Origin of the sequence: Mycolicibacterium hippocampi (assembly GCF_010723735.1) — a bacterium.
Taxonomy (GTDB): Bacteria; Actinomycetota; Actinomycetes; order Mycobacteriales; family Mycobacteriaceae; genus Mycobacterium; species Mycobacterium hippocampi.
Genome location: NZ_BLLB01000002.1, coordinates 5474458 through 5492800 on the forward strand (window position 1 = coordinate 5474458; position 18343 = coordinate 5492800).

Consider the following 18343-nt stretch of genomic DNA (forward strand, 5'->3'; position numbering starts at 1 on the left):
TCACGCCAGATCCACCACTGTGAGCATCTGCTCAGGGGTGTGTGAATATGCTCATCACGTTAACATGGTGAATGTGACGCACACAACACATTCCCCGCACTCGGTGAACCTCGACAACCACAGCCTTGCGCAGCTGGCCATACCGACACCGACCTACGACCGCGGCGCCCTCGAGATCGGCATCGTGCACTTCGGCGTGGGCGGCTTCCACCGCGCCCACCAGGCCATGTACCTCGACCAGTTGCTCGACCGTGGGCTCGCGGACGGGTGGGGTATCTGCGGCGTGGGGGTGTTGCCGGGCGACCGCAAAATGGCCGACGTGATGGCAGCCCAAGAGGGGCTCTACACGCTGCTTCTGGAGAATCCGGACGGCACCCGCGACGCCCGGGTGGTCGGATCGATCGTCGACTACCGCTACGCCCCCGACGACCCCGAGGGCGTCATCGAGTTGCTGGCCGCGCCGAGCACCCGCATCATCTCGCTCACCATCACCGAGGGCGGCTACCACGTCGACAATCTGCCCGAGGTCAACGTGTTCGGGCTGGTGACCGAGGCATTGGCGCGGCGACGAGACCGCGGCGTGCGCTCGCCGACCATCATGTCGTGCGACAACATCGAGGGCAACGGCCATGTGGCGCAGGAGGCTTTCGTCGCCTACGCCGACAGCGCGCATCCCGGCCTGTCGCAGTGGATGCGCGACCACACCCGGTTTCCGAATGCCATGGTCGACCGCATCACGCCGGTGACGACGCCGGACGTGATCGAGACCATCTCGGGCGAATTCGGTGTCGACGACCGCTGGCCGGTGATCGCCGAGCCGTTCACCGCCTGGGTGCTCGAGGACAAGTTCTCCGACGGCCGGCCCACGCTCGAGGAGGTCGGCGTGCTACTCGTCGACGACGTCACCCCTTACGAGCTGATGAAGCTACGCCTGCTCAACGCCGGGCACCAGGCGCTGTGCTACTTCGCCTACCTCGCCGGCTATCGACTGGTGCACGACGCCGCCGGCGACGAGTTGTTCGCCGAATTCCTGCTCCAGTACATGGATTCGGAGGCGACGCCGACACTGAAGCCGGTTCCGGGTATCGACCTGCCCGACTACAAACGCACGCTGATCGAGCGCTTCGCCAACCCCGGTGTGCGCGACACCATCGCGCGGCTGTGTTACGGGTCATCGGACCGCATCCCGCAGTGGCTGGTGCCGGTGATCCGCGCGAACCTCGACAGCGGCGCGCCCGTGCGACTGTCGGCGGCGGTGGTCGCCAGCTGGGCTCGCTACGCCGAGGGCGTCGACGAACAGGGCGAGCCGATCGACGTGCAGGACAACAGGGCCGACGCGCTCGTCCCACTGGCCAAGGCCCAGCGCGAGAACCCCACTTCCTTCATCGAGAACACCGATCTGTTCGGTGACCTCGCCGAGCATCCCCGCTTCGTCGCGGCCTATACCGAGACGCTGGACTCGTTGTACCGCAACGGCGCCCGCGCCACCCTCGAAATGCTGGTCGGCAGGGACGGGCAGCGATGAACGGCCGACGCGCGCTCGTCATCGGTGAGGCGCTGATCGATGTGGTGGAGCGCGGCGGACACATCACCGGCGAACACGTTGGGGGCAGCCCCCTCAATGTCGCGGTCGGCCTGGCCCGGCTGGGCCGCGACGTCGACTTCCTCACCCACATCGGCACCGACGAGCGCGGCCAACGGATCCGTGAGTTCGTCGAAACAGCCGGGGTACGAATGGTTTCCGGCTCCACCGACGCCGGGCGCACCGCCACCGCGCGCGCCTTTCTCGACGAGTCCGGCGCGGCGACGTACTCCTTCGACATCGACTGGCAGCTCAGCGGGACCCCACCGGTTCCGCCCCCGCTGGTGCTGCACACCGGATCGATCGCCACCGTCTTGGAGCCCGGCTGCCGGGCGACCGCAGCTCTGGTGGACACCTACCGTCCCTCGGCCACTGTCACCTTCGACCCCAACATCCGCCCGGCGCTCATCACCGACGCCCAGGCGGCACGGAACCGGATCGACCGGATTCTGGAGAAGGCCGACGTGGTCAAGGTCAGCGACGAAGACCTTCGCTGGATCGATCCGGACTTCGCACCCGAGCAGATCGGTGCGGCCTGGCTGGCACTCGGCGTGTCCGTCGTCGTGGTGACTCTCGGCGGCGACGGCGCGGTCGCCAGGTGTGCGGCCGGTGATGTGCGGGTACCAGCACCAAATGTGGACGTGGTGGACACCGTGGGCGCCGGTGATGCGTTCATGACCGGGCTCATCGATGCGCTGTGGTCGCAGGACCTGCTCGGCGCCGAGCGCCGTTCCCGTCTGGCGGCCATCGGATTGGACGAGTTGACGGGCGCCGTCCGCGCGGCGTCGCGGGCCGCTGCGTTGACCGTGGCGCGGGCCGGTGCCGATCTACCCGACCGCGCCGCACTGGATGCGGCGGGTTCATCGGACATACTGGGCTGATGCGTTCCATCTGGAAGGGCTCGATCGCCTTCGGCCTGGTCAACGTACCGGTCAAGGTCTACACCGCCACCGAGGACCACGACATCAAGTTCCACCAGGTGCACGCCAAGGACAACGGCCGCATCCGGTACAAGCGGGTCTGCGAGGTGTGCGGCGAGGTCGTCGAGTACCGCGACATCGCCAAGGCCTACGACTCCGACGACGGCCAGACCGTCATCATCACCGACGACGACATCGCGACCCTGCCCGAGGAACGCAGCCGCGAGATCGACGTGCTCGAGTTCGTCCCGGCGGGCGACCTCGATCCCATGATGTATGACCGCAGTTACTTCCTGGAGCCCGACGGCAAGTCGTCGAAGTCGTATGTGCTGCTTGCGAAGACGCTGATGGAGACCGACCGGGTGGCCATCGTGAACTTCGCGCTGCGCAACAAGACCCGGCTCGCGGCGTTGCGGGTCAAGGACTTCAGCAAGCGCGACGTGATGATGATCCACACGCTGTTGTGGCCGGACGAGATCCGTGATCCCGACTTCCCGGTGCTGGACAAGGAAGTCGAGGTCAAACCGGCCGAGCTGAAGATGGCCAGCCAGGTGGTCGACTCGATGACCGACGACTTCAACCCCGACCGCTATCACGACGACTATCAGGAGCACCTGCGCGAGTTGGTGCAGGCGAAGCTCGAGGGCGGCGAGGCGTTCACCACCGAGGAGGAGCCCCAGGAGCTCGACGAGACCGAAGACGTCTCCGATCTGCTCGCCAAGCTCGAGGCCAGCGTGAAGGCGCGCAAGAGCGGCTCCGACTCGGGCTCGGGCTCCGACGACAAGCCCGCCAAAAAGGCCCCCGCCAAGAAGGCTTCCAAGAAGGCGCCGGCGAAGAAGGCCGCGGCCAAGAAGTCGCCCGCCAAGAAGACCGCAGCCAAGAAGGGCTGACACCTCTGCCGACTTCTGCGTGATGGCTGCCGGGCCGGACATCCGGCGACCTTCATGCAGATCTCGGCATCGTCCAGCCCCGCCGGGTCAGGGCTGAGCGCACGCGGTGCAGGATGAAGGCCCGGCTGTGTTCCGCCACCACCTTGATGTCGATCCAGCCCTGGCTTTCGATGAACTCCGATCGGCCGATGTCGCGGACGTACCACCGGCGCTGGGCACTGTGATGGGCTCCCTCGTAGTCCAGCCCGACCTGCGGCTCGTGGTAGCCGAGGTCGAGGAACGACTCGTTGCGACCGTCACTGACCCGGACCTGCGTCGCCGGAACGGGAAGACCGTCGTCGATGAGCATCAGCCGCAGCCGGGTCTCCCGCGGAGACTGCGCGCCCGCATCCATCAGCGCCAGCGCCGACCGCGCGCGTCGGACACCACGAGCTCCTCGATATCGGTCGGCGACCTCGAGCGCCTCGAAGGCGGTGACACCGGTGGCGCCCGCCAGCGAGTCCAGGTGGGCGACGGCGAGGTCGCGCGGAAGATGGCGTGCCAGGTCGAGCGCGGTGCGGGCCGGGGTGGTCACCGGCATATCTCCGATGAGCGCATATTCGTCGGCGCCGATCCGCTCTTCACGCACGATCACACCCTGTCGGCGCCTGGTGTGTTCGGCGATCAGCTCAATAGGTGTGTCGACGTCGACCCAGTTCGCCCCGAGTAGCGAAGCGGCCGCCCTACCCGCGATGATGCCGCGTCGGCCGGACCACAACCAGGCTGCCTGTGCATTGACGAGCACGCTGGCCGCCGCACCCTTGGGGACGTAGACCCCGGGCTGCACCGCCCGGTAGTTCCAGCGCAACTGGCCGCGTGTCAGCCTGCCGTCGGCGACGGCCTCGGCGCCCAGGAACGGAAACCGCATGCCGCTGATACTCGGGCGGGCAACCGACAGACCAGCAGTGAGTAGCCCACTTCTGCATCTTGGTTGTGGACAACCGTCCGTCACTGCCATCACGCCGAAATCGCGACAAACTAGAACAGGTTCTTGTTACGGTGGCGCGCGTGATTCTCGACAGGTTCAGACTCGACGATCAGGTGGCCGTGGTGACCGGCGCCGGCCGGGGCCTCGGCGCCGCCATGGCGTTGGCGTTCGCCGAGGCCGGCGCAGACGTACTGATCGCAGCCCGCACTCAAGCCCAGCTCGAAGAGGTCGCCGAGCAGATCGGCAACGCGGGCCGCCGCGCGCACATCGTCGTCGCCGACCTCGCCCGCCCAGACGACACGGCAGCTCTCGCGGCACAGGCCATCGAGGCGTTCGGGAAACTAGACATCGTCGTCAACAACGTCGGCGGCACCATGCCCAACGCTCTGTTGAGCACGTCGACGAAGGACATGCGCGACGCCTTCACGTTCAATGTGGCGACTGCCCACGCGCTGACCACCGCCGCGGTCCCGCTGATGTTGGAGCACTCCGGTGGCGGCAGCATCATCAACATCACCTCGACGATGGCTCGGGTAGCCGGGCGCGGTTTTGCCGCCTATGGCACCGCGAAGGCTGCGCTGTCGCACTACACACGACTGTCGGCGCTCGACCTCGCCCCACGCATCAGGGTCAACGCCATCGCACCCGGATCGATCCTCACCTCCGCTCTCGACGTCGTGGCCCGCAACGAAGAGCTGCGCACCCCGATGGAGCAGGCCACCCCGATGCGCCGACTCGGCGACCCGCTCGACATCGCCGCCGCGGCGGTCTACCTCGCTTCGCCGGCGGGCAGCTACCTGACCGGCAAGACGCTCGAGGTCGACGGCGGCCTCACCTTCCCGAACCTCGAGTTACCCATCCCCGACCTGTGAGGACCGAGACATGACCATCAAAGTGGCCGCCATCGGCACCGGAAACGTCGGCAGGCACGCGCTGACCCAGCTGATCACCGACCCGCGATTCGAGCTGACCGCAGTGTGGGTCTCCTCCGAGGCGAAGGCCGGCAAGGACGCCGCCGAGCTTGCCGGACTGCAGGATTCCACCGGCATCCTGGCGACCACAGATCTCGATGCCGTGCTGGCGACCGAACCCGCCGTCGCGGTGTACACCGCGATGGCCGACAACAGGCTGACCGAAGCGCTCGAGGACTACCGGCGCATCCTGGAAGCAGGCGTCAACGTCGTCGGCAGCGCTGCGGTCTTCCTGCAGTACCCGTGGCAGGTACTGCCCGACGAGATGGTCACACCGATCGAGGACGCCGCGAAGGCCGGAAACGCGAGCATCTTCGTCAACGGCATCGATCCCGGCTTCGCCAACGACCTGCTGCCGCTGGCATTGGCCGGCACGTGCCAGAGCGTCCAGCAGATCCGCTGCATGGAGATCATCAACTACGACACCTACGACAGCGCGACGGTGATGTTCGACGTCATGGGCTTCGGCGGCAGCCTCGACGACACCCCGATGCTGCTGCAGCCCGGTGTGCTGAGCCTGGCGTGGGGTTCAGTGGTCCGACAGCTGGCCGCCGGCCTGGGCATCGAGCTCGACGAGGTGACCGAGACCCATGTTCGGGTGCCCGCGCCCGAGGACTTCGACATCGCCTCCGGCCACATCAAGAAGGGCACCACCGCCGCGATGCGGTTCGAGGTGCGCGGCATGAAGGACGGTGACGTCGCCGTGGTCCTCGAGCACGTGACCCGGCTGCGCGACGACCTGTGCCCCGAGTGGCCGCAGCCCGCCGCGCACGGCGGCAGCTACCGGATCGAGATCACCGGCGAACCCTCCTACGCTCTCGACCTGTGCCTGAGCAGTCCGAACGGCGACCACAACCACGCCGGTCTGGTGGCGACGGCGGCGCGCGTCGTCAATGCCATTCCTGCGGTGTTGAGCGCCCCGGCGGGAATCGTGACGGCGCTCGACTTGCCTCCCATTACCGGCAAAGGGCTGTACGCTGAGCGGTAACCCACGCTGGAAGGATCTGAAGACATGAAGGCTCGCCTCAGCACCCTCGCCGCTTTCCTGGTCGCAGGCGGTGCATCCGTGGCGATCGCTGCCGCACCCGTCGCACTGGCCCAGCCGAACTGCACCGAGACCGGACAGGGCGGCGGTTATCAGGGCGGCTCGACCACCGTGTGCCAGTCCCCGGGCAATGCCCAGATCGATTCGCGGCCAAGCGTTCTCGCGCCCAACGTGAGCCAGTCGATGTTCCCGTGGGGCATGGGGATGTTCATCCTCTGACGAGGACGGACGGACAACTGGAGCGAGTAGCCGGTCATGAGAATTCTTGCGCTGGCGATCGCCGGAGCGGCCCTTGCCATCGGAGCGGCGCCAACGGCCGCCGCGGCACCGCAATGCACTGACGTCGGGTCGACCGTGACGTTCTGCGAGACCAACGGCAGCACCCAACTGACCACCACCCCGCCCCCGTGGAACTACGGCGGCTGGCAGGGCATCGGATTCTGGCCGCTCGTCGGCGCCTTCGGTATCGGGGACTGAGCGGCATCGGAGACTGATCTCCGCCCGCGCGACGCGTGGGCCGCATTGCCTCGTCCCCAAGGTTTCGTCTAGCCTAACTTTTCTGTTCGCTCGTCCGGATAGAAGAGGGGTGTGGTGACGCGAGACGTCCGTCCGCAGACGCGGCCCGGCTGGCTGTTGCTCGGACCCGCGTTCGTCGCGGCGATCGCCTACGTCGACCCCGGCAACGTCGCGGCCAACGTCAGCGCCGGTGCACAGTTCGGTTTCCTGCTGGTCTGGGTGATCGTCGTCGCCAACCTGATGGCAGTGCTCGTCCAGTACCTTTCGGCGAAGCTGGGGTTGGTGACCGGGCTGTCGCTGCCGGAAGCCGTCGGGGCGCGGATGGGCCGACCGAGCCGGCTGGCGTACTGGGTCCAGGCCGAGTTGGTGGCGATGGCAACGGATCTCGCCGAGGTGGTGGGTGGTGCGATCGCGCTGTACCTGTTGTTCGACCTGCCCTTGCTGGTCGGCGGCGTCATCACCGGGGCGGTGTCGCTACTGCTGCTCGTGGTGAAGGACCGCCGCGGCCAGCAGACTTTCGAACGGGTCATCACCGGTCTGCTGCTGATCATCGCGATCGGCTTCCTCACCAGCCTGGTGGCCGCGCCACCGCCGGTCGACGAGGCCGCGGCCGGGTTGATACCGCGGTTCGACGGCGCCGAGAGCATTCTGCTGGCGGCGGCCATGCTCGGCGCCACGGTGATGCCCCACGCGGTGTACCTGCATTCCGGCCTGGCCCGCGACCGTCACGGTCATGCGCCGCCCGGCCCGGCCAGGCGGCGACTGCTGCGCGCGACGCGGTGGGATGTCGGCATCGCCATGCTGCTCGCCGGCGCGGTGAACCTGTCGATGCTGCTGGTCGCCGCCACCAACCTGCAGGGCATCGAGAACACCGACTCCATCGAAGGCGCACATCAGGCAGTGCAGAATGCGCTGGGATACACCGTGGCGCTGTTGTTCGCGATCGGCCTGCTGGCCTCCGGTCTCGCGTCCTCGTCGGTGGGCGCCTACGCCGGCGCGATGATCATGCAGGGGTTGCTGCGCCGGTCGGTGCCGCTGGTGACGCGCCGACTCGTCACGCTGCTGCCGGCCCTGGTGATCCTGGCCGTCGGCGTCGACCCGAGCCGTGCGCTGGTGTTGTCCCAGGTCGTGCTGTCCTTCGGGATACCTTTTGCCCTCATTCCGCTGGTGCGGCTGACCGCTAACGCCTCCCTGATGGGCGGCGACATCAACCATCGCGTCACCACTGTCCTCGGCTGGACGGTTGCGGGAGTCATTAGTCTTCTCAATGTGGTCCTGATCTATCTGACACTGACGGGCTGAATGGCAGACCGGCACATCTACTTCGCGTACGGGTCCAACCTGTGCGTGCGGCAGATGGCGCAACGATGCCCGGATGCGACCGACCCGCAGCCCGCGACACTCGCCGACCACGACTGGCTGATCAACGAGCGTGGTGTGGCCACCGTCGAACCATTCACCGGCAGCGAGGTCCACGGGGTCATCTGGCAGGTGTCCGACCGCGACCTCGCCACCCTCGACAGCGCCGAAGGGGTACCGCTGCGCTACCGCCGCGACCGGCTCACCGTGGCCACCGGGAACGGCCCGTCACCGGCCTGGGTCTACATCGACCACCGCGTCGAGCCGGGGCCACCGCGGACCGGGTACCTGGAACGCATCCTCGACGGCGCCCGCCACCACAGTCTGCCGCACCGGTGGATCGCTTTTCTGGAACGCTGGGACCCGGCCGGCTGGCCGCAGCGCAAAGACCACTCCGATGCCGCTGCGCCACAGACGCTTTCAGCGTTGCTTGCCGATCCTGCGGTCGCCGAATACAGCACGTTGCGGTCGGGGTTCGGATTCCTGGCCATCCACGGCGGCGGCCTGGAACAGATGACCGACGTCATCGCCGAACGCGCCGCCGATGCCGCAGGCGCATCGCTGTACGTGGTCCGTCATCCCGATCACTATCCGCACCACCTCCCGTCTGCGCTCTACCGCCGCGACGAGTCGCCGCGGCTCGCCGAGTTTCTCGACCACGTCGACGTGGCGGTATCGCTGCACGGCTACGGCCGGATGGGCCGCAGCACCCAACTGCTGGCAGGCGGGCGTCACCGGGAACTGGCCGGGCACCTCACCGACCACATCGACATCCCGGGCTACCAGGTCGTCACCGACCTCGACGCGATTCCGCGCGAACTCCGTGGCCTGCACCCCGACAACCCGGTCAACCGGGTCCGCAACGGTGGCGCCCAGCTGGAATTGCCGGCGCGGGTGCGCGGCATCAGCCCCCGCAGCGCCATGCCCGGCGACGACGGTCTGCCCCCTGCCACTTCGGCGCTCGTGCAGGGTCTGGCGCAGGGTGCGCGGTCCTGGAGTCTCGATTTGTGACATTAGCTACGCCGCACCTGATCGGCCGGCGCCACACCCATCCGTCGGTGACGCCGCTCCGAATAGGCGTATGTGGAACCCATGTACGCAGGAAAGCAGTCGATCCCGGTCATCGACGCCGGCGCGGTGAGCCCCGCGCTGTACCGCACCCGCATCACTCACCTGCGTCGGGCACCGGTGCACCACTACTTCGAGCACCGCAGCTACAGCTGGTTCGTCGATCTCGACGCTTTGCCGCGGCTGCCGCGCTGGCTGCGTCCGTTCGCCACCTTCGATGCCCGCGACCACTTGTGGGGCACTGAGGACGACACGCTCCGCGACCGCGTAGAGGCGTTCCTCGCCGACAAGGACATCAACCTCGGCGGCGGCAGGGTGACCGCGCTGATGCAACCTCGGGTGCTCGGCTACGTGTTCAATCCGCTGAGTCTGTACTGGTGCCATGACGCGCGAGGGGTGCTGCGCTACGTCATCGCCGAGGTGCAGAACACCTCGGGCGGACGCCATGCCTACTTGCTGCCACCGTCGGACGACCGGCCGGCGATGGTGTGCAAAAAGCTCTACACCTCGCCGTTCACCGGCATGGACGGCCACTACCTGGTTCGGGCACCACAGCCGGACGACCAGCTCAACGTCCGGATCTCGCTTCACCGCGACGACCATCCCGCGTTCGTCGCGACGCTGCGCGGCACCAGGAAGCCGGCAGGCGTCGCCCAGATCCTGGCCATGCAGGTCGTCGCGCCGATGGCCCCGCTGATGAACGCGCTGAGCATGCGGGTACAGGCAGTACTGCTGTGGCTGCGACGGGTCCCGGTGGTTCCGCAACCGAGTGTGGAGCGGGAAAAGGTGGACCAACTATGAGGAATCACCGCGGGCAAATTACCTGCCGGCGGGTATCCGGTGAATACCGTTCGCGGACTTCGTTTTTCACAGCGACACCGCCGAAGTACCGATTAACGTGACTATGAATGCGCTGGTAGCTAGGCTACCGGGCGTGACCGCCGAACTCGACGCACTTCTGCGCCAGGTGGCCCGGCGGGACACCGAAGCGTTCGCGGCCTTCTACGATTTGACCCGGTCACGGGTGTTCGGCCTGGTCACGCGGGTTTTGCGGGACCCCGGCTACAGCGAGGAAACCACCCAGGACATCTACCTGCAGGTGTGGCGGACCGCCGAGAACTACGACCCGTCCGCCGGATCTCCGCTGGCCTGGCTGATGACCCTGGCCCACCGGCGGGCGGTCGACCGGGTGCGCTCCGAGCAGGCGGCCAGCACGCGGGAATCCCGCTACGGCGCCGCCAACGTCGAGCCGGTGTCAGATCACGTCGCCGAGACCGTCATCCGCGGCGACGAGCATCGTCAGGTGACCGAGTGTCTGGGATCGCTGACCGACCACCAGCGCGAATGCATCCAGCTCGCCTACTACGACGGGCTCACCTACGCCCAGGTGTCGGAGCGACTGTCGGCGAACCTGGCGACCATCAAGTCGCGGATGCGTGACGCCATCCGTGGCCTGCGCAGATGTCTGGGGGTCGTGGCATGACCTATCCTCCTGGTCCTTCTGTCCCTCCTGGGTCCGCCGGCCCCCCGGAAATGGACCTGTTGTCGATGGCGACGCCGTACGCGTTGCACGCCCTGACCGACGCCGAGACCGCCGAGATCGACAGGCGCCTCGGGGAGGCCCCTCCCGACGTCGCGGAGGCATTCGTCTCCGAGGTGCGGGCCGCTCGGGAAACGATGGCGGCGATCGCGGCCGCCACCGCTGTCGAGCCTCCCACTCATCTTCGCGACCAGTTGCTCGAACAGATCTCCGACGACCGCGTTCGGCAGATCAGACCCGCCGAGCGGCAGACCAGCCGCTGGGCCAAGCCGGTCCTTGCCGCGGCAGCGACCATCGTGGTCGGCCTCGGTGCGCTCGGTGTCGGGCTTGCGATGCGACCCGCACCCGCACCGTCGACCGCCGATCAGGTGTTCGCCGCCCCCGATGTCCGCACCATCTCCGGCGAGATCCCCGGCGGAGGGGTGGCCACGGTGGTGTTCTCCCGGGAGCGGGACTCCGGTGTGCTGGTGATGAACAACGTGCCGCCGCCGCAGCCCGGCACCGTCTACCAGATGTGGCTGGTCGACGCGGACGGGCCGCACTCGGCCGGGACCATGGACGCCGAGGCGGTGGCGCCCTCGACCACCGCGGTGCTCCCCGACCTGGGTTCGTCGCGGGCGCTGGCGTTCACCGTCGAGCCACCCGGAGGGTCTGCTCAACCCACGAGCCCGGTGTTCGCGGAACTACCGCTGGTCTAGGGCGCTTCCAGCGTCGCCGCCGCGGCGGCGGCCAGCACGTCGCCCATGTCGTGCCGGCGCTCCCAGGCCCGGCGCTGACGCATCGCACCATTGCCCACCTCGGCGATCCGTGCCAGCCCGGTTGTCACGAGCTCGTAGTCTCCTGCGTCCTCCAGCGCCGGGCGGACCCTGTCTACAAGACCCTCGAGAAGCTCGAGCGCGGGCGCGGTGGCACGGTTCTGCAGATCGACACCGTCGCCGTCGAGCCCGTCGCGGGCGGCCTTCCAGTACGCAGCCTTCAGCAGGAACGGTGCCAACGACAGGGTGTGTTCGCCGCGCCGGGCGTCGTCGAGGGCCGTCGTCACGCAACCGCGGACCAGCGCGGCGAAAAGCACCGTCTCGGCCACCGTGGCGGGGACGTCGGCGACCCGCACCTCCACCGTCGGGAAGTTCGCCGACGGCCGGACGTCCCAGTAGACCATTCCGGCGTCGCGCATCACGCCGGTATCGCACAGCAGCTGCACTGCGGCGTCGTACTCCTCGGCAGAGCCGAACTGCGGCGGCGGACCGGCGCTGGGCCAGCGCGCCCACAGCACGCTTCGCCAGCTGGCATGACCGGTGTCGGTGTTGCGGTAGATCGCCGAGTTCGCGGTCAGCGCCAGCAGCTGCGGCAACCAGGGACGCAGCCGGTTGCTGACAGCGATGGCGGCGTCGCGATCGGGCACTGCGACGTGCACGTGGGCGCCGCAGATGCCCTGTTCGTGAGCGATCATGCCGAACATCTCCCCGATGTCGCGGTAGCGCGGGGTGTCGGTGACGGGAAACTCCCGGGGCAGCGTCGGCGGCAGCCCGACCGCGAGCAACTGCGCCCGGGTCCGTTCGGCGGCGTTGGCCGCGGTGCGCCGCAGCCTGACCAGTTGCTCGCGGAGGTCGTCGATCTCGGTGACGACGCCGGTCGCGGTCTCGACCTGGCAGCTCGTCAGCTCGAGCTGCAGTTCGACGCCGTGCTCGGCGGCCCGGTCGGCCACCGACTTGTTGCGTGCGACGGGCGCGCCCGAGGTGGGGTCGACGAGAAGGAACTCCTCTTCGACGCCGAGCGTGGGTGGGTTGGTCATGGCCAAAAACTGATCCGGCCCGTCGGATGGTTCGACGACGGGCCGGATCTGGGTGAGGAAGTCACTCGCTCATATGCCCGCCACCCGCCGGCCTCAAACGTGCCGCCTACCATCGTTTTTGTGGTCAAGGATTTCCGGTTCGGAGTGGGCGTCACGCGGGGCGGCTCACGGACGACGCTCGAGGAGACGGCGCGCCGGGCGGAGGGCCAGGGATTCGACATCCTGCATGTCCCCGACCACCTCGGGGGTGTTGCGCCGTTCCCGGTCATGACGGCCATCGCGATGGCGACCTCGACGCTGCGGGTGGGCACGTTCGTCATCAACTCGGCGTTTTACCGGCCGGCACTGCTGGCCCGCGACGTGGCCGCGCTGCACGAGCTCAGCGACGGCCGGTTCGAGCTCGGGCTCGGCACCGGCTACGTCAAGGAAGAGTTCGACGCCGCGGGGATCCCGTTCCCCAGTGCGGGCGAGCGCGTCGACCATCTCAAGGACACCACCGCCCACCTGGCCGAGCACCTGCCCGACGTGCCGATCATGATCGCCGGAAACGGCGACCGGGTGCTCCGTATCGCCGCGCGCTGCGCCGATATCATCGGGCTCACCGGCGGAGACCGGGCTCCGAGCGGCGACGAGGATCCGCTGGCCGACCGGATCGCGTTCGTGCGTGCGGCCGCTGTCGAGCGCTTCGACGACCTGGAGCTGAACGTCGCCGTCACCGCGATGCCGGTCGACGACTCCGGACGGCCCGACCTGACGATCACCCGGTACTCCCTGCCCGGCCTGTCCGACGACGAGCTGCTGCGCCACCCCGGCGTGCTCTCGGGGTCGACGCAGGAGATCGCCGACCGGATTCGCGGTTATCGCGACACCTACGGCATCAGCTACGTCATCGTGCAGGCACGCCACGCCGAGGCATTCTCGAAGGTGATCGCGCTGCTGAAGTAGCGGCCCGGGTCAGAGGAAGAGGTACAGACCCGACAGCAGCGCCCACATCCCCACGCAGTAGAACTCGAACGCGGCCCGCAGCGGGATCGGGGCGTGGCGCAGCTCCATAAAGTCCAGTCCCACCAGTCGCACCTTGATCGCCGCGATGGCCAGTACGACGACGGCCACCAACGAGCCGGTCCCGTGCTCGGCGCCGACTAGCCACGACAGGATCGTGGCGGCGACGAGGAACAGCCAGCTGGCGCCGGCGCGGTTCTTCAGCAGATCGAGGACAGTCATCAGCTCACCAGGTACAGCAGTGCGAACAGGAAGATCCACAGCAGATCGACCAGGTGCCAGAAGCAGGCAGCTCCCTCGACCAGCGCGGTGCGGGTCGCGCTGAGCTCGGCCCGGCGGGTCTGGGTGAGCACAAAGGCCAGGGCGGCCAGGCCCAGGCAGACATGGAACAGGTGCAGCCCGGTGAGGATGAAGTAATACAGGTAGAAATCGTTGGCCCCGGGGCCGTGCCCTGCGGTGGCCAACGAGATGTACTCGAACACCTTGAGGGCGATGAAGACCAGGCCGAACGCGATCGCCCCGGCCGCAGCGCGGGTGGCGATCGATCCGGCGCCGGCCCGTAGCGCGTTCAGCGCCAGCACCACCAACAGCGAGCTCGTGAGCAGGACCAGTGTGTTGAGCACCCCGACACCGAGGTGCAGGGTGCCGCGCGCGGCGTCGAACACCTCGGGTGCCTTGGCGCGCTCCACGAGGAAGGTGACGAAGAAGGCGCCGAAGACCGCCATGTCGCCGAACAGGAAGACCCAGGTGCCGCTTTCCCCGGGGATCCGCCGGGTGACCGGCGGGGTCACGGTGCCGCTCACGCCAGTTGGGCCTGCTCGGCCTTGATCGACTTCAGCATCACCGCGGTCGTGGAGAACAGCCACACCACCAGAACCAGGCCCGGGATGTAGAAGGCGAACACGCCGTTCCAGGCCAGCGGTCCGTCGTTGAACACCACCACCACACAGCCCGGCAGCGACAGCGTGGCCACCCACAGGTTGAGGTAGCCGTACCACCGCGGGAAGGTCGGCGGGTCGGCCTTGTCGACGAACGCCGCGACCGCCAGGGTGATGTTCTGCACGATGATGGTGCCGACGATGCCGATGAACCACAGCCAGAAGACGTCGTTGAGGGCCTGGGTGAGCTCGGCCGACCGCTCTTCGGGACGGTAGGCGGCCACGCCGAGGAAGAACTGCGGGAACAGCAGTGCCGGGACGAAGACCGTCGCGGCCATCAGCTGGGTCATCGACAGCATGCCCCAGCCGCCCTCGGCCCGGCGGATCCGCAGCACGATCGTCGCCAGGAACGGCAGGGCGAGCGCCGCGCTGAGCAGCGCACCGGAGACACCGAACCGGATCCAGAGCTTCTGGTCGACGAAGAACGCGGCGATCTCGTCGGCCGGGGCCGCCGGGGACAGTGGCGGGAAGAGCTGGGCGATACCGGAGAAGCTGGCGCCGTAGAGAATGATCATGACGGTGCCCGACCAGGCGCCGATGCGTTGCAGTGTCAGCTCCACGGCTGGCACGCTACCGGCCCTCCCGCAAGTTTTGACACTTTTGCCATAACTCGGCTCCACCGCCGTTGCGGGCCCGTGCCGCCACCCGGGTAAGCTGCCAGCGGTGTCAGCCCCCGTAGCTCAGGGGATAGAGCACGGCTCTCCTAAAGCCGGTGTCGCAGGTTCGAATCCTGCCGGGGGCACCATCTGACCAGCGGTTATGCATCTCCGCACAAGATCCGCACAACTAAGGCCAGCCTAATCGAACATTTGTTCGACATCACGGCAGCTCGAATGGCCCTTCACCGGGCCGCAGATCGTCGGTATTGATACGCCGGTACTCACCCAGCGGGCGAGCCGCACCGAACCGCCTCCGGAACCATCTGGGGCCATGCCGGACAGCCCACAGACGGGCCTTGGCGCGGTACTGGTGAGCGAAGTACCAGTGCCATTCCTCGACGTCAGCGCTCGTCAGACTCTTACGCATCGCACGCGTGCGGACGCCTTCACCTAGCGCCTCGACCCATGAAAGCACGCATTTGGTCTCACCGATCTGCGGAATGAGGAGGGCAAATCGCCAGCGCAATTCTGGACTCTCGGCAGTCATTACCCGCAGAGGATCAATCTTGGTGCGGTGGCCAGGTGCAGGTGCGTAGGGCTGTTTCTGCACACCGTTGACCTCAAGGTGCAGGGCGACGTAGTGCACCACGCCGGGTCCGTGGAGTTTGACGGATGCCTCACACACCGCCCATTGATGCCCTTCGGCCTCGGATTGCTCCAGATCACCGCGCGCCATCTGGGCGTTAAATTCAAATAGCCTGCCGCCCATCATATTCCGATCAAGACTTAGCTGCCGCCAAGCAATGAGCAATGCCAACAGCGTGGCAATCGACACCAATTGGGTCAGCAGACCCGGACCGGTATCGACTAGCCACGTCGACGTGGCGGTGAAGACCCCCCATAGCCAACCCGCCGCCGCAGCAATGAACGCGCACATAATCCTGATAGTTCCAGCAATGCGGCCGTTCGTGCCGATGCCACGCGGCAACGCGGCCGGGTAGTGTCACGTGCTCACCCCGGCGCGCCTCCTGTCGGCACGTGGCGTCCCAGCTCTGCGGCGCTGCCCAACAGGTGAGTCGCACTGACTCACAACGGGTTCCGGCTCCGCCTCGCTGGTGATGGCGACCCAGCATGGTTCGTTGGGTGTGCCGTCGCGGTGGTAGTAGCGGTCCTCTGACCGCCGGTACGTGCTGGGACGGCCGCAGTGCCCACACGGTTCGTCCCACTGCTCAACACGGCGGCCCGCGATCTGGGCCGCTATTGCCTGCTGCCTGTTCATCTGTGCGCCTCATTTTCTGGGGTCGCTCACCCGGCCGGGCGGAGATTCAGGGCCGGACCCGGCCGGGTGGCGACATTCATGGGGTAGGCCGCTCACCGCCGGGGCACATGGGAAGAATCCCCACGGCGGTGAGCGACCACAAGTGACCGCTGCCCTATCTGGCTGGAAAGGTGTCAGCCAGGGCGGCGGCGGCTCAACCGGCGTGCCACAACATCACACCGGGAACCAGAGCCGCTGGCCCGCAACATCAATCAGATTGCGGGTTGCAGCGACCCCCACGTTCTTTGGGCTACTGCACTCGTAGCAGTTCAAATGCGTTGGGTGTGAGAACCGTTGCACCCCAGCGACCAACCAGGAACAGGCCGGACTGATAGGTGGGCCGGTTGTTGGTACCCATGATGTGTGGAATCAATTCGATTGTGCTGCCGATTCTTTGGGACACCACCATCTGCGTGAAGTCGCCGTAGATCAGCACCTCTTCGCCGGTCGTCATCGCACCCGACATGTTGGACGCCTCGTAGAGGTTGCGCCCCAACAGTTGCGGCGGGTTCGCGGACGCCTCGCTGAACAACCTCGCCCCATTGCTTGACTCAAACTGCCGGATCGCGTTGATCACAGCCAGGTTCGCGATCCAGGAGGCGTTCGGCTGGAACCTCGGGGCAAGGGCTGCCTGAGTCGAGTACACATCGGCGCTGGCGAACGCCGCACCGGCGGTGTCGTTGTCGGCGGCAGTACCGGTCAGCGCGTCCAGCACACCGTGCGGCTGGCCAGTACCGGTGCCGTTGATCAACGCTTCATTCAACAGTTGCAGCGCGGCGTCTTGCAGAACCTTGGACACCTCGGAAAGCATTGTGGGCGCGTCCATCCCGACTTCCCGGCTGAACGGTGCCCACGCCGACATGCGATGATTGACCACGGTCGGTTCCGACAAGCTCGGGCTGTCGTCGGACACTTGCTCTGCTTCTGCGTACCAATGTGCCTCGGCCCCAGCGGAATTGACGAGATGCAGAACGTCGGTCACGGTGGGAATCACACGGGCGATCTGCAAAATCGGCGAAACGCTGCCGTCGCCAGTCAGATTCACCGCCGCATCGAGTTCGAACGGTACGAGATAACCTCCGGCGCTATCAGTCAAACTGAGGGCGCGTTCACCCTGTAGCTGGCTGACCTTCTGCATCGCGTCCCGTTCGGCCGGGGTGAATTTCAGCGCGGCCGACGCTTCGCCGAACGCCACCACCTTGGCGAACGCGTTCCGGTAGGCGTCGGAACCGCTTTCGGCGACGTACCGGCTGACCCACGACCGCTCCATGCCGTTGCCGTTGTCGAGCATCCGTTCCACCGTCTCGGCTGACCGGGCGGCCAGGGTGCCGCGCTTGACCGACTCGTCAAGCTGGCGCATGGCCCGCGAGCGCAGACCGGTGAGCGCGTCTACCGGCTCGTCCTGCCGGGTGATCGACTCGTAACCGGGCACCGGCGAGCCATCGAGTCGATGCGTGCCCTGCTCACCGATGGTCGCGAAACCGGGGTCACCGGTGGCGCGGGCCTCTTCGAACCGGATGCGGCCTAACTGACCTTCGAATGCGCGATGGTCGGCGCGAAGTTCGTCTAGGGCTTCCTCATCGGCTTCGCTGAGCCTGTGCTTGCTGGCGAGACGGCTCAGTTTCACGTCGGTTTCTGCCAGGTGTTCGACCACCTGTTCACGCGACATTGCGCGCAGTTCTTGCTTGGAGAATTTCATGGGGGTTCCTCACACGTTCGATTGAGCGACCCCGGTAATCCCCCGCCAGTACGGCGGGCACTCGGGGCACGGCGGTCCAACTGTCGGCGGCTCAATCGGTCGGGATCGCGGCCGGTGACTTTGTCGTCAGCAGCCGC

At 67.2% G+C, this 18343-nt stretch carries 20 protein-coding genes and 1 tRNA gene; 14 read left to right on the plus strand and 7 right to left on the minus strand.

Annotated elements, in window-relative coordinates:
- Positions 1-64 precede the first annotated feature (64 nt).
- The 3 genes from G6N53_RS27310 to ku are packed head-to-tail and all read left to right on the plus strand — an operon-like array spanning position 65 to position 3392.
- Positions 65-1525, plus strand: a complete 1461-nt coding sequence (locus G6N53_RS27310) for a mannitol dehydrogenase family protein (protein WP_163894435.1) — start codon at positions 65-67, stop codon at positions 1523-1525.
- Positions 1522-2463, plus strand: coding sequence for a carbohydrate kinase family protein (locus tag G6N53_RS27315; RefSeq protein ID WP_163894437.1), 942 nt, complete (start codon positions 1522-1524; stop codon positions 2461-2463). Before G6N53_RS27310 ends, G6N53_RS27315 begins: the two co-directional genes overlap by 4 nt.
- Positions 2463-3392, plus strand: coding sequence for a non-homologous end joining protein Ku (gene ku / locus G6N53_RS27320; RefSeq protein ID WP_163894438.1), 930 nt, complete (start codon positions 2463-2465; stop codon positions 3390-3392). The genes G6N53_RS27315 and ku overlap by 1 nt, the downstream gene beginning before the upstream one ends.
- A 52-nt stretch (positions 3393-3444) precedes the next feature.
- Here ku and G6N53_RS27325 read toward each other — a convergent pair whose 3' ends face one another.
- Positions 3445-4299 (minus strand): type IV toxin-antitoxin system AbiEi family antitoxin, encoded by an 855-nt coding sequence (locus G6N53_RS27325; protein WP_163894440.1) that lies wholly within the window; start codon positions 4297-4299, stop codon positions 3445-3447.
- A gap of 140 nt (positions 4300-4439) precedes the next feature.
- On the opposite strand from G6N53_RS27325, the gene G6N53_RS27330 reads away from it, so the two are divergent.
- The 9 genes from G6N53_RS27330 to G6N53_RS27370 all read left to right on the plus strand — a co-directional run bounded on the left by G6N53_RS27330 (position 4440) and on the right by G6N53_RS27370 (position 11556).
- On the plus strand, positions 4440-5231 hold the full coding sequence (locus tag G6N53_RS27330; protein ID WP_163894442.1) for an SDR family oxidoreductase: 792 nt from the start codon (positions 4440-4442) through the stop codon (positions 5229-5231).
- 10 nt (positions 5232-5241) lie between these two features.
- Positions 5242-6318 carry an NAD(P)H-dependent amine dehydrogenase family protein gene (locus tag G6N53_RS27335; protein WP_163894444.1) on the plus strand — a complete coding sequence of 359 codons (1077 nt, stop codon included), beginning with the start codon at positions 5242-5244 and terminating at the stop codon, positions 6316-6318.
- 24 nt (positions 6319-6342) lie between these two features.
- Positions 6343-6594, plus strand: a complete 252-nt coding sequence (locus G6N53_RS27340; protein ID WP_163894446.1) for a hypothetical protein — start codon at positions 6343-6345, stop codon at positions 6592-6594.
- 36 nt (positions 6595-6630) lie between these two features.
- Entirely contained in the window at positions 6631-6852 is a 222-nt protein-coding gene (locus G6N53_RS27345; RefSeq protein ID WP_163894448.1) for a hypothetical protein, read from the plus strand.
- Positions 6853-6966: 114 nt separating this feature from the next.
- Positions 6967-8193 (plus strand): Nramp family divalent metal transporter, encoded by a 1227-nt coding sequence (locus G6N53_RS27350; RefSeq protein ID WP_163894450.1) that lies wholly within the window; start codon positions 6967-6969, stop codon positions 8191-8193.
- Positions 8194-9261, plus strand: coding sequence for a poly-gamma-glutamate hydrolase family protein (locus tag G6N53_RS27355; protein ID WP_163894452.1), 1068 nt, complete (start codon positions 8194-8196; stop codon positions 9259-9261).
- Positions 9262-9342: 81 nt separating this feature from the next.
- The gene (locus G6N53_RS27360; RefSeq protein ID WP_163894454.1) at positions 9343-10119 is read left to right on the plus strand and encodes a DUF1365 domain-containing protein; all 777 of its coding nucleotides are present in this window, start codon (positions 9343-9345) and stop codon (positions 10117-10119) included.
- Positions 10120-10222: 103 nt separating this feature from the next.
- Positions 10223-10801: a sigma-70 family RNA polymerase sigma factor gene (locus G6N53_RS27365; RefSeq protein WP_205390480.1), complete on the plus strand. Its 579-nt coding sequence runs from the start codon at positions 10223-10225 to the stop codon at positions 10799-10801.
- Positions 10798-11556 carry an anti-sigma factor gene (locus G6N53_RS27370; protein ID WP_371870868.1) on the plus strand — a complete coding sequence of 253 codons (759 nt, stop codon included), beginning with the start codon at positions 10798-10800 and terminating at the stop codon, positions 11554-11556. Before G6N53_RS27365 ends, G6N53_RS27370 begins: the two co-directional genes overlap by 4 nt.
- On the opposite strand, the gene G6N53_RS27375 is transcribed toward G6N53_RS27370, so the two are convergent.
- A complete protein-coding gene (locus tag G6N53_RS27375; RefSeq protein WP_163894458.1) occupies positions 11553-12650 on the minus strand; it encodes a glutamate--cysteine ligase 2 in 1098 nt (365 codons plus the stop codon). The genes G6N53_RS27370 and G6N53_RS27375 overlap by 4 nt on opposite strands.
- A 120-nt stretch (positions 12651-12770) precedes the next feature.
- Here G6N53_RS27375 and G6N53_RS27380 point away from each other — a divergent pair, with 120 nt between their 5' ends.
- Complete coding sequence (locus G6N53_RS27380) at positions 12771-13595, plus strand: LLM class F420-dependent oxidoreductase (RefSeq protein WP_163894460.1); 825 nt, start codon at positions 12771-12773, stop codon at positions 13593-13595.
- A 9-nt stretch (positions 13596-13604) separates the two neighbouring features.
- Here G6N53_RS27380 and G6N53_RS27385 read toward each other — a convergent pair whose 3' ends face one another.
- From G6N53_RS27385 to G6N53_RS27395, 3 genes are read right to left on the minus strand one after another with little or no spacing between them, the layout of a single operon-like run.
- Complete coding sequence (locus tag G6N53_RS27385) at positions 13605-13874, minus strand: cytochrome C oxidase subunit IV family protein (RefSeq protein WP_163894462.1); 270 nt, start codon at positions 13872-13874, stop codon at positions 13605-13607.
- Complete coding sequence (locus tag G6N53_RS27390; RefSeq protein ID WP_163894464.1) at positions 13874-14455, minus strand: cytochrome c oxidase subunit 3; 582 nt, start codon at positions 14453-14455, stop codon at positions 13874-13876. The genes G6N53_RS27385 and G6N53_RS27390 overlap by 1 nt, the downstream gene beginning before the upstream one ends.
- A complete protein-coding gene (locus G6N53_RS27395) occupies positions 14452-15105 on the minus strand; it encodes a hypothetical protein (protein WP_205390609.1) in 654 nt (217 codons plus the stop codon). Before G6N53_RS27395 ends, G6N53_RS27390 begins: the two co-directional genes overlap by 4 nt.
- A 154-nt stretch (positions 15106-15259) precedes the next feature.
- Here G6N53_RS27395 and G6N53_RS27400 point away from each other — a divergent pair.
- Positions 15260-15335: transfer RNA gene (locus tag G6N53_RS27400), tRNA-Arg, on the plus strand.
- A 74-nt stretch (positions 15336-15409) separates the two neighbouring features.
- On the opposite strand, the gene G6N53_RS27405 is transcribed toward G6N53_RS27400, so the two are convergent.
- Positions 15410-16177 carry a hypothetical protein gene (locus tag G6N53_RS27405; RefSeq protein ID WP_163894468.1) on the minus strand — a complete coding sequence of 256 codons (768 nt, stop codon included), beginning with the start codon at positions 16175-16177 and terminating at the stop codon, positions 15410-15412.
- A gap of 580 nt (positions 16178-16757) precedes the next feature.
- Positions 16758-18206: a phage major capsid protein gene (locus tag G6N53_RS27410; RefSeq protein WP_163894470.1), complete on the minus strand. Its 1449-nt coding sequence runs from the start codon at positions 18204-18206 to the stop codon at positions 16758-16760.
- Positions 18207-18343 lie beyond the last annotated feature (137 nt).

Excerpts from the sequence above, each read along its gene's own strand:
- G6N53_RS27335 (WP_163894444.1), top strand. The coding sequence starts at position 5,242 with ATGACCATCAAAGTGGCCGCCATCGGCACCGGAAACGTCGGCAGGCAC.
- G6N53_RS27355 (WP_163894452.1), top strand. The coding sequence starts at position 8,194 with ATGGCAGACCGGCACATCTACTTCGCGTACGGGTCCAACCTGTGCGTG.
- G6N53_RS27365 (WP_205390480.1), top strand. The coding sequence starts at position 10,223 with ATGAATGCGCTGGTAGCTAGGCTACCGGGCGTGACCGCCGAACTCGAC.
- G6N53_RS27375 (WP_163894458.1), bottom strand. The coding sequence starts at position 12,650 with ATGACCAACCCACCCACGCTCGGCGTCGAAGAGGAGTTCCTTCTCGTC.
- G6N53_RS27325 (WP_163894440.1), bottom strand. The coding sequence starts at position 4,299 with ATGCGGTTTCCGTTCCTGGGCGCCGAGGCCGTCGCCGACGGCAGGCTG.
- ku (WP_163894438.1), top strand. The coding sequence starts at position 2,463 with ATGCGTTCCATCTGGAAGGGCTCGATCGCCTTCGGCCTGGTCAACGTA.
- G6N53_RS27385 (WP_163894462.1), bottom strand. The coding sequence starts at position 13,874 with ATGACTGTCCTCGATCTGCTGAAGAACCGCGCCGGCGCCAGCTGGCTG.
- G6N53_RS27370 (WP_371870868.1), top strand. The coding sequence starts at position 10,798 with ATGACCTATCCTCCTGGTCCTTCTGTCCCTCCTGGGTCCGCCGGCCCC.
- G6N53_RS27310 (WP_163894435.1), top strand. The coding sequence starts at position 65 with ATGGTGAATGTGACGCACACAACACATTCCCCGCACTCGGTGAACCTC.
- G6N53_RS27360 (WP_163894454.1), top strand. The coding sequence starts at position 9,343 with ATGTACGCAGGAAAGCAGTCGATCCCGGTCATCGACGCCGGCGCGGTG.
- G6N53_RS27410 (WP_163894470.1), bottom strand. The coding sequence starts at position 18,206 with ATGAAATTCTCCAAGCAAGAACTGCGCGCAATGTCGCGTGAACAGGTG.
- G6N53_RS27345 (WP_163894448.1), top strand. The coding sequence starts at position 6,631 with ATGAGAATTCTTGCGCTGGCGATCGCCGGAGCGGCCCTTGCCATCGGA.
- G6N53_RS27395 (WP_205390609.1), bottom strand. The coding sequence starts at position 15,105 with ATGATCATTCTCTACGGCGCCAGCTTCTCCGGTATCGCCCAGCTCTTC.
- G6N53_RS27340 (WP_163894446.1), top strand. The coding sequence starts at position 6,343 with ATGAAGGCTCGCCTCAGCACCCTCGCCGCTTTCCTGGTCGCAGGCGGT.
- G6N53_RS27315 (WP_163894437.1), top strand. The coding sequence starts at position 1,522 with ATGAACGGCCGACGCGCGCTCGTCATCGGTGAGGCGCTGATCGATGTG.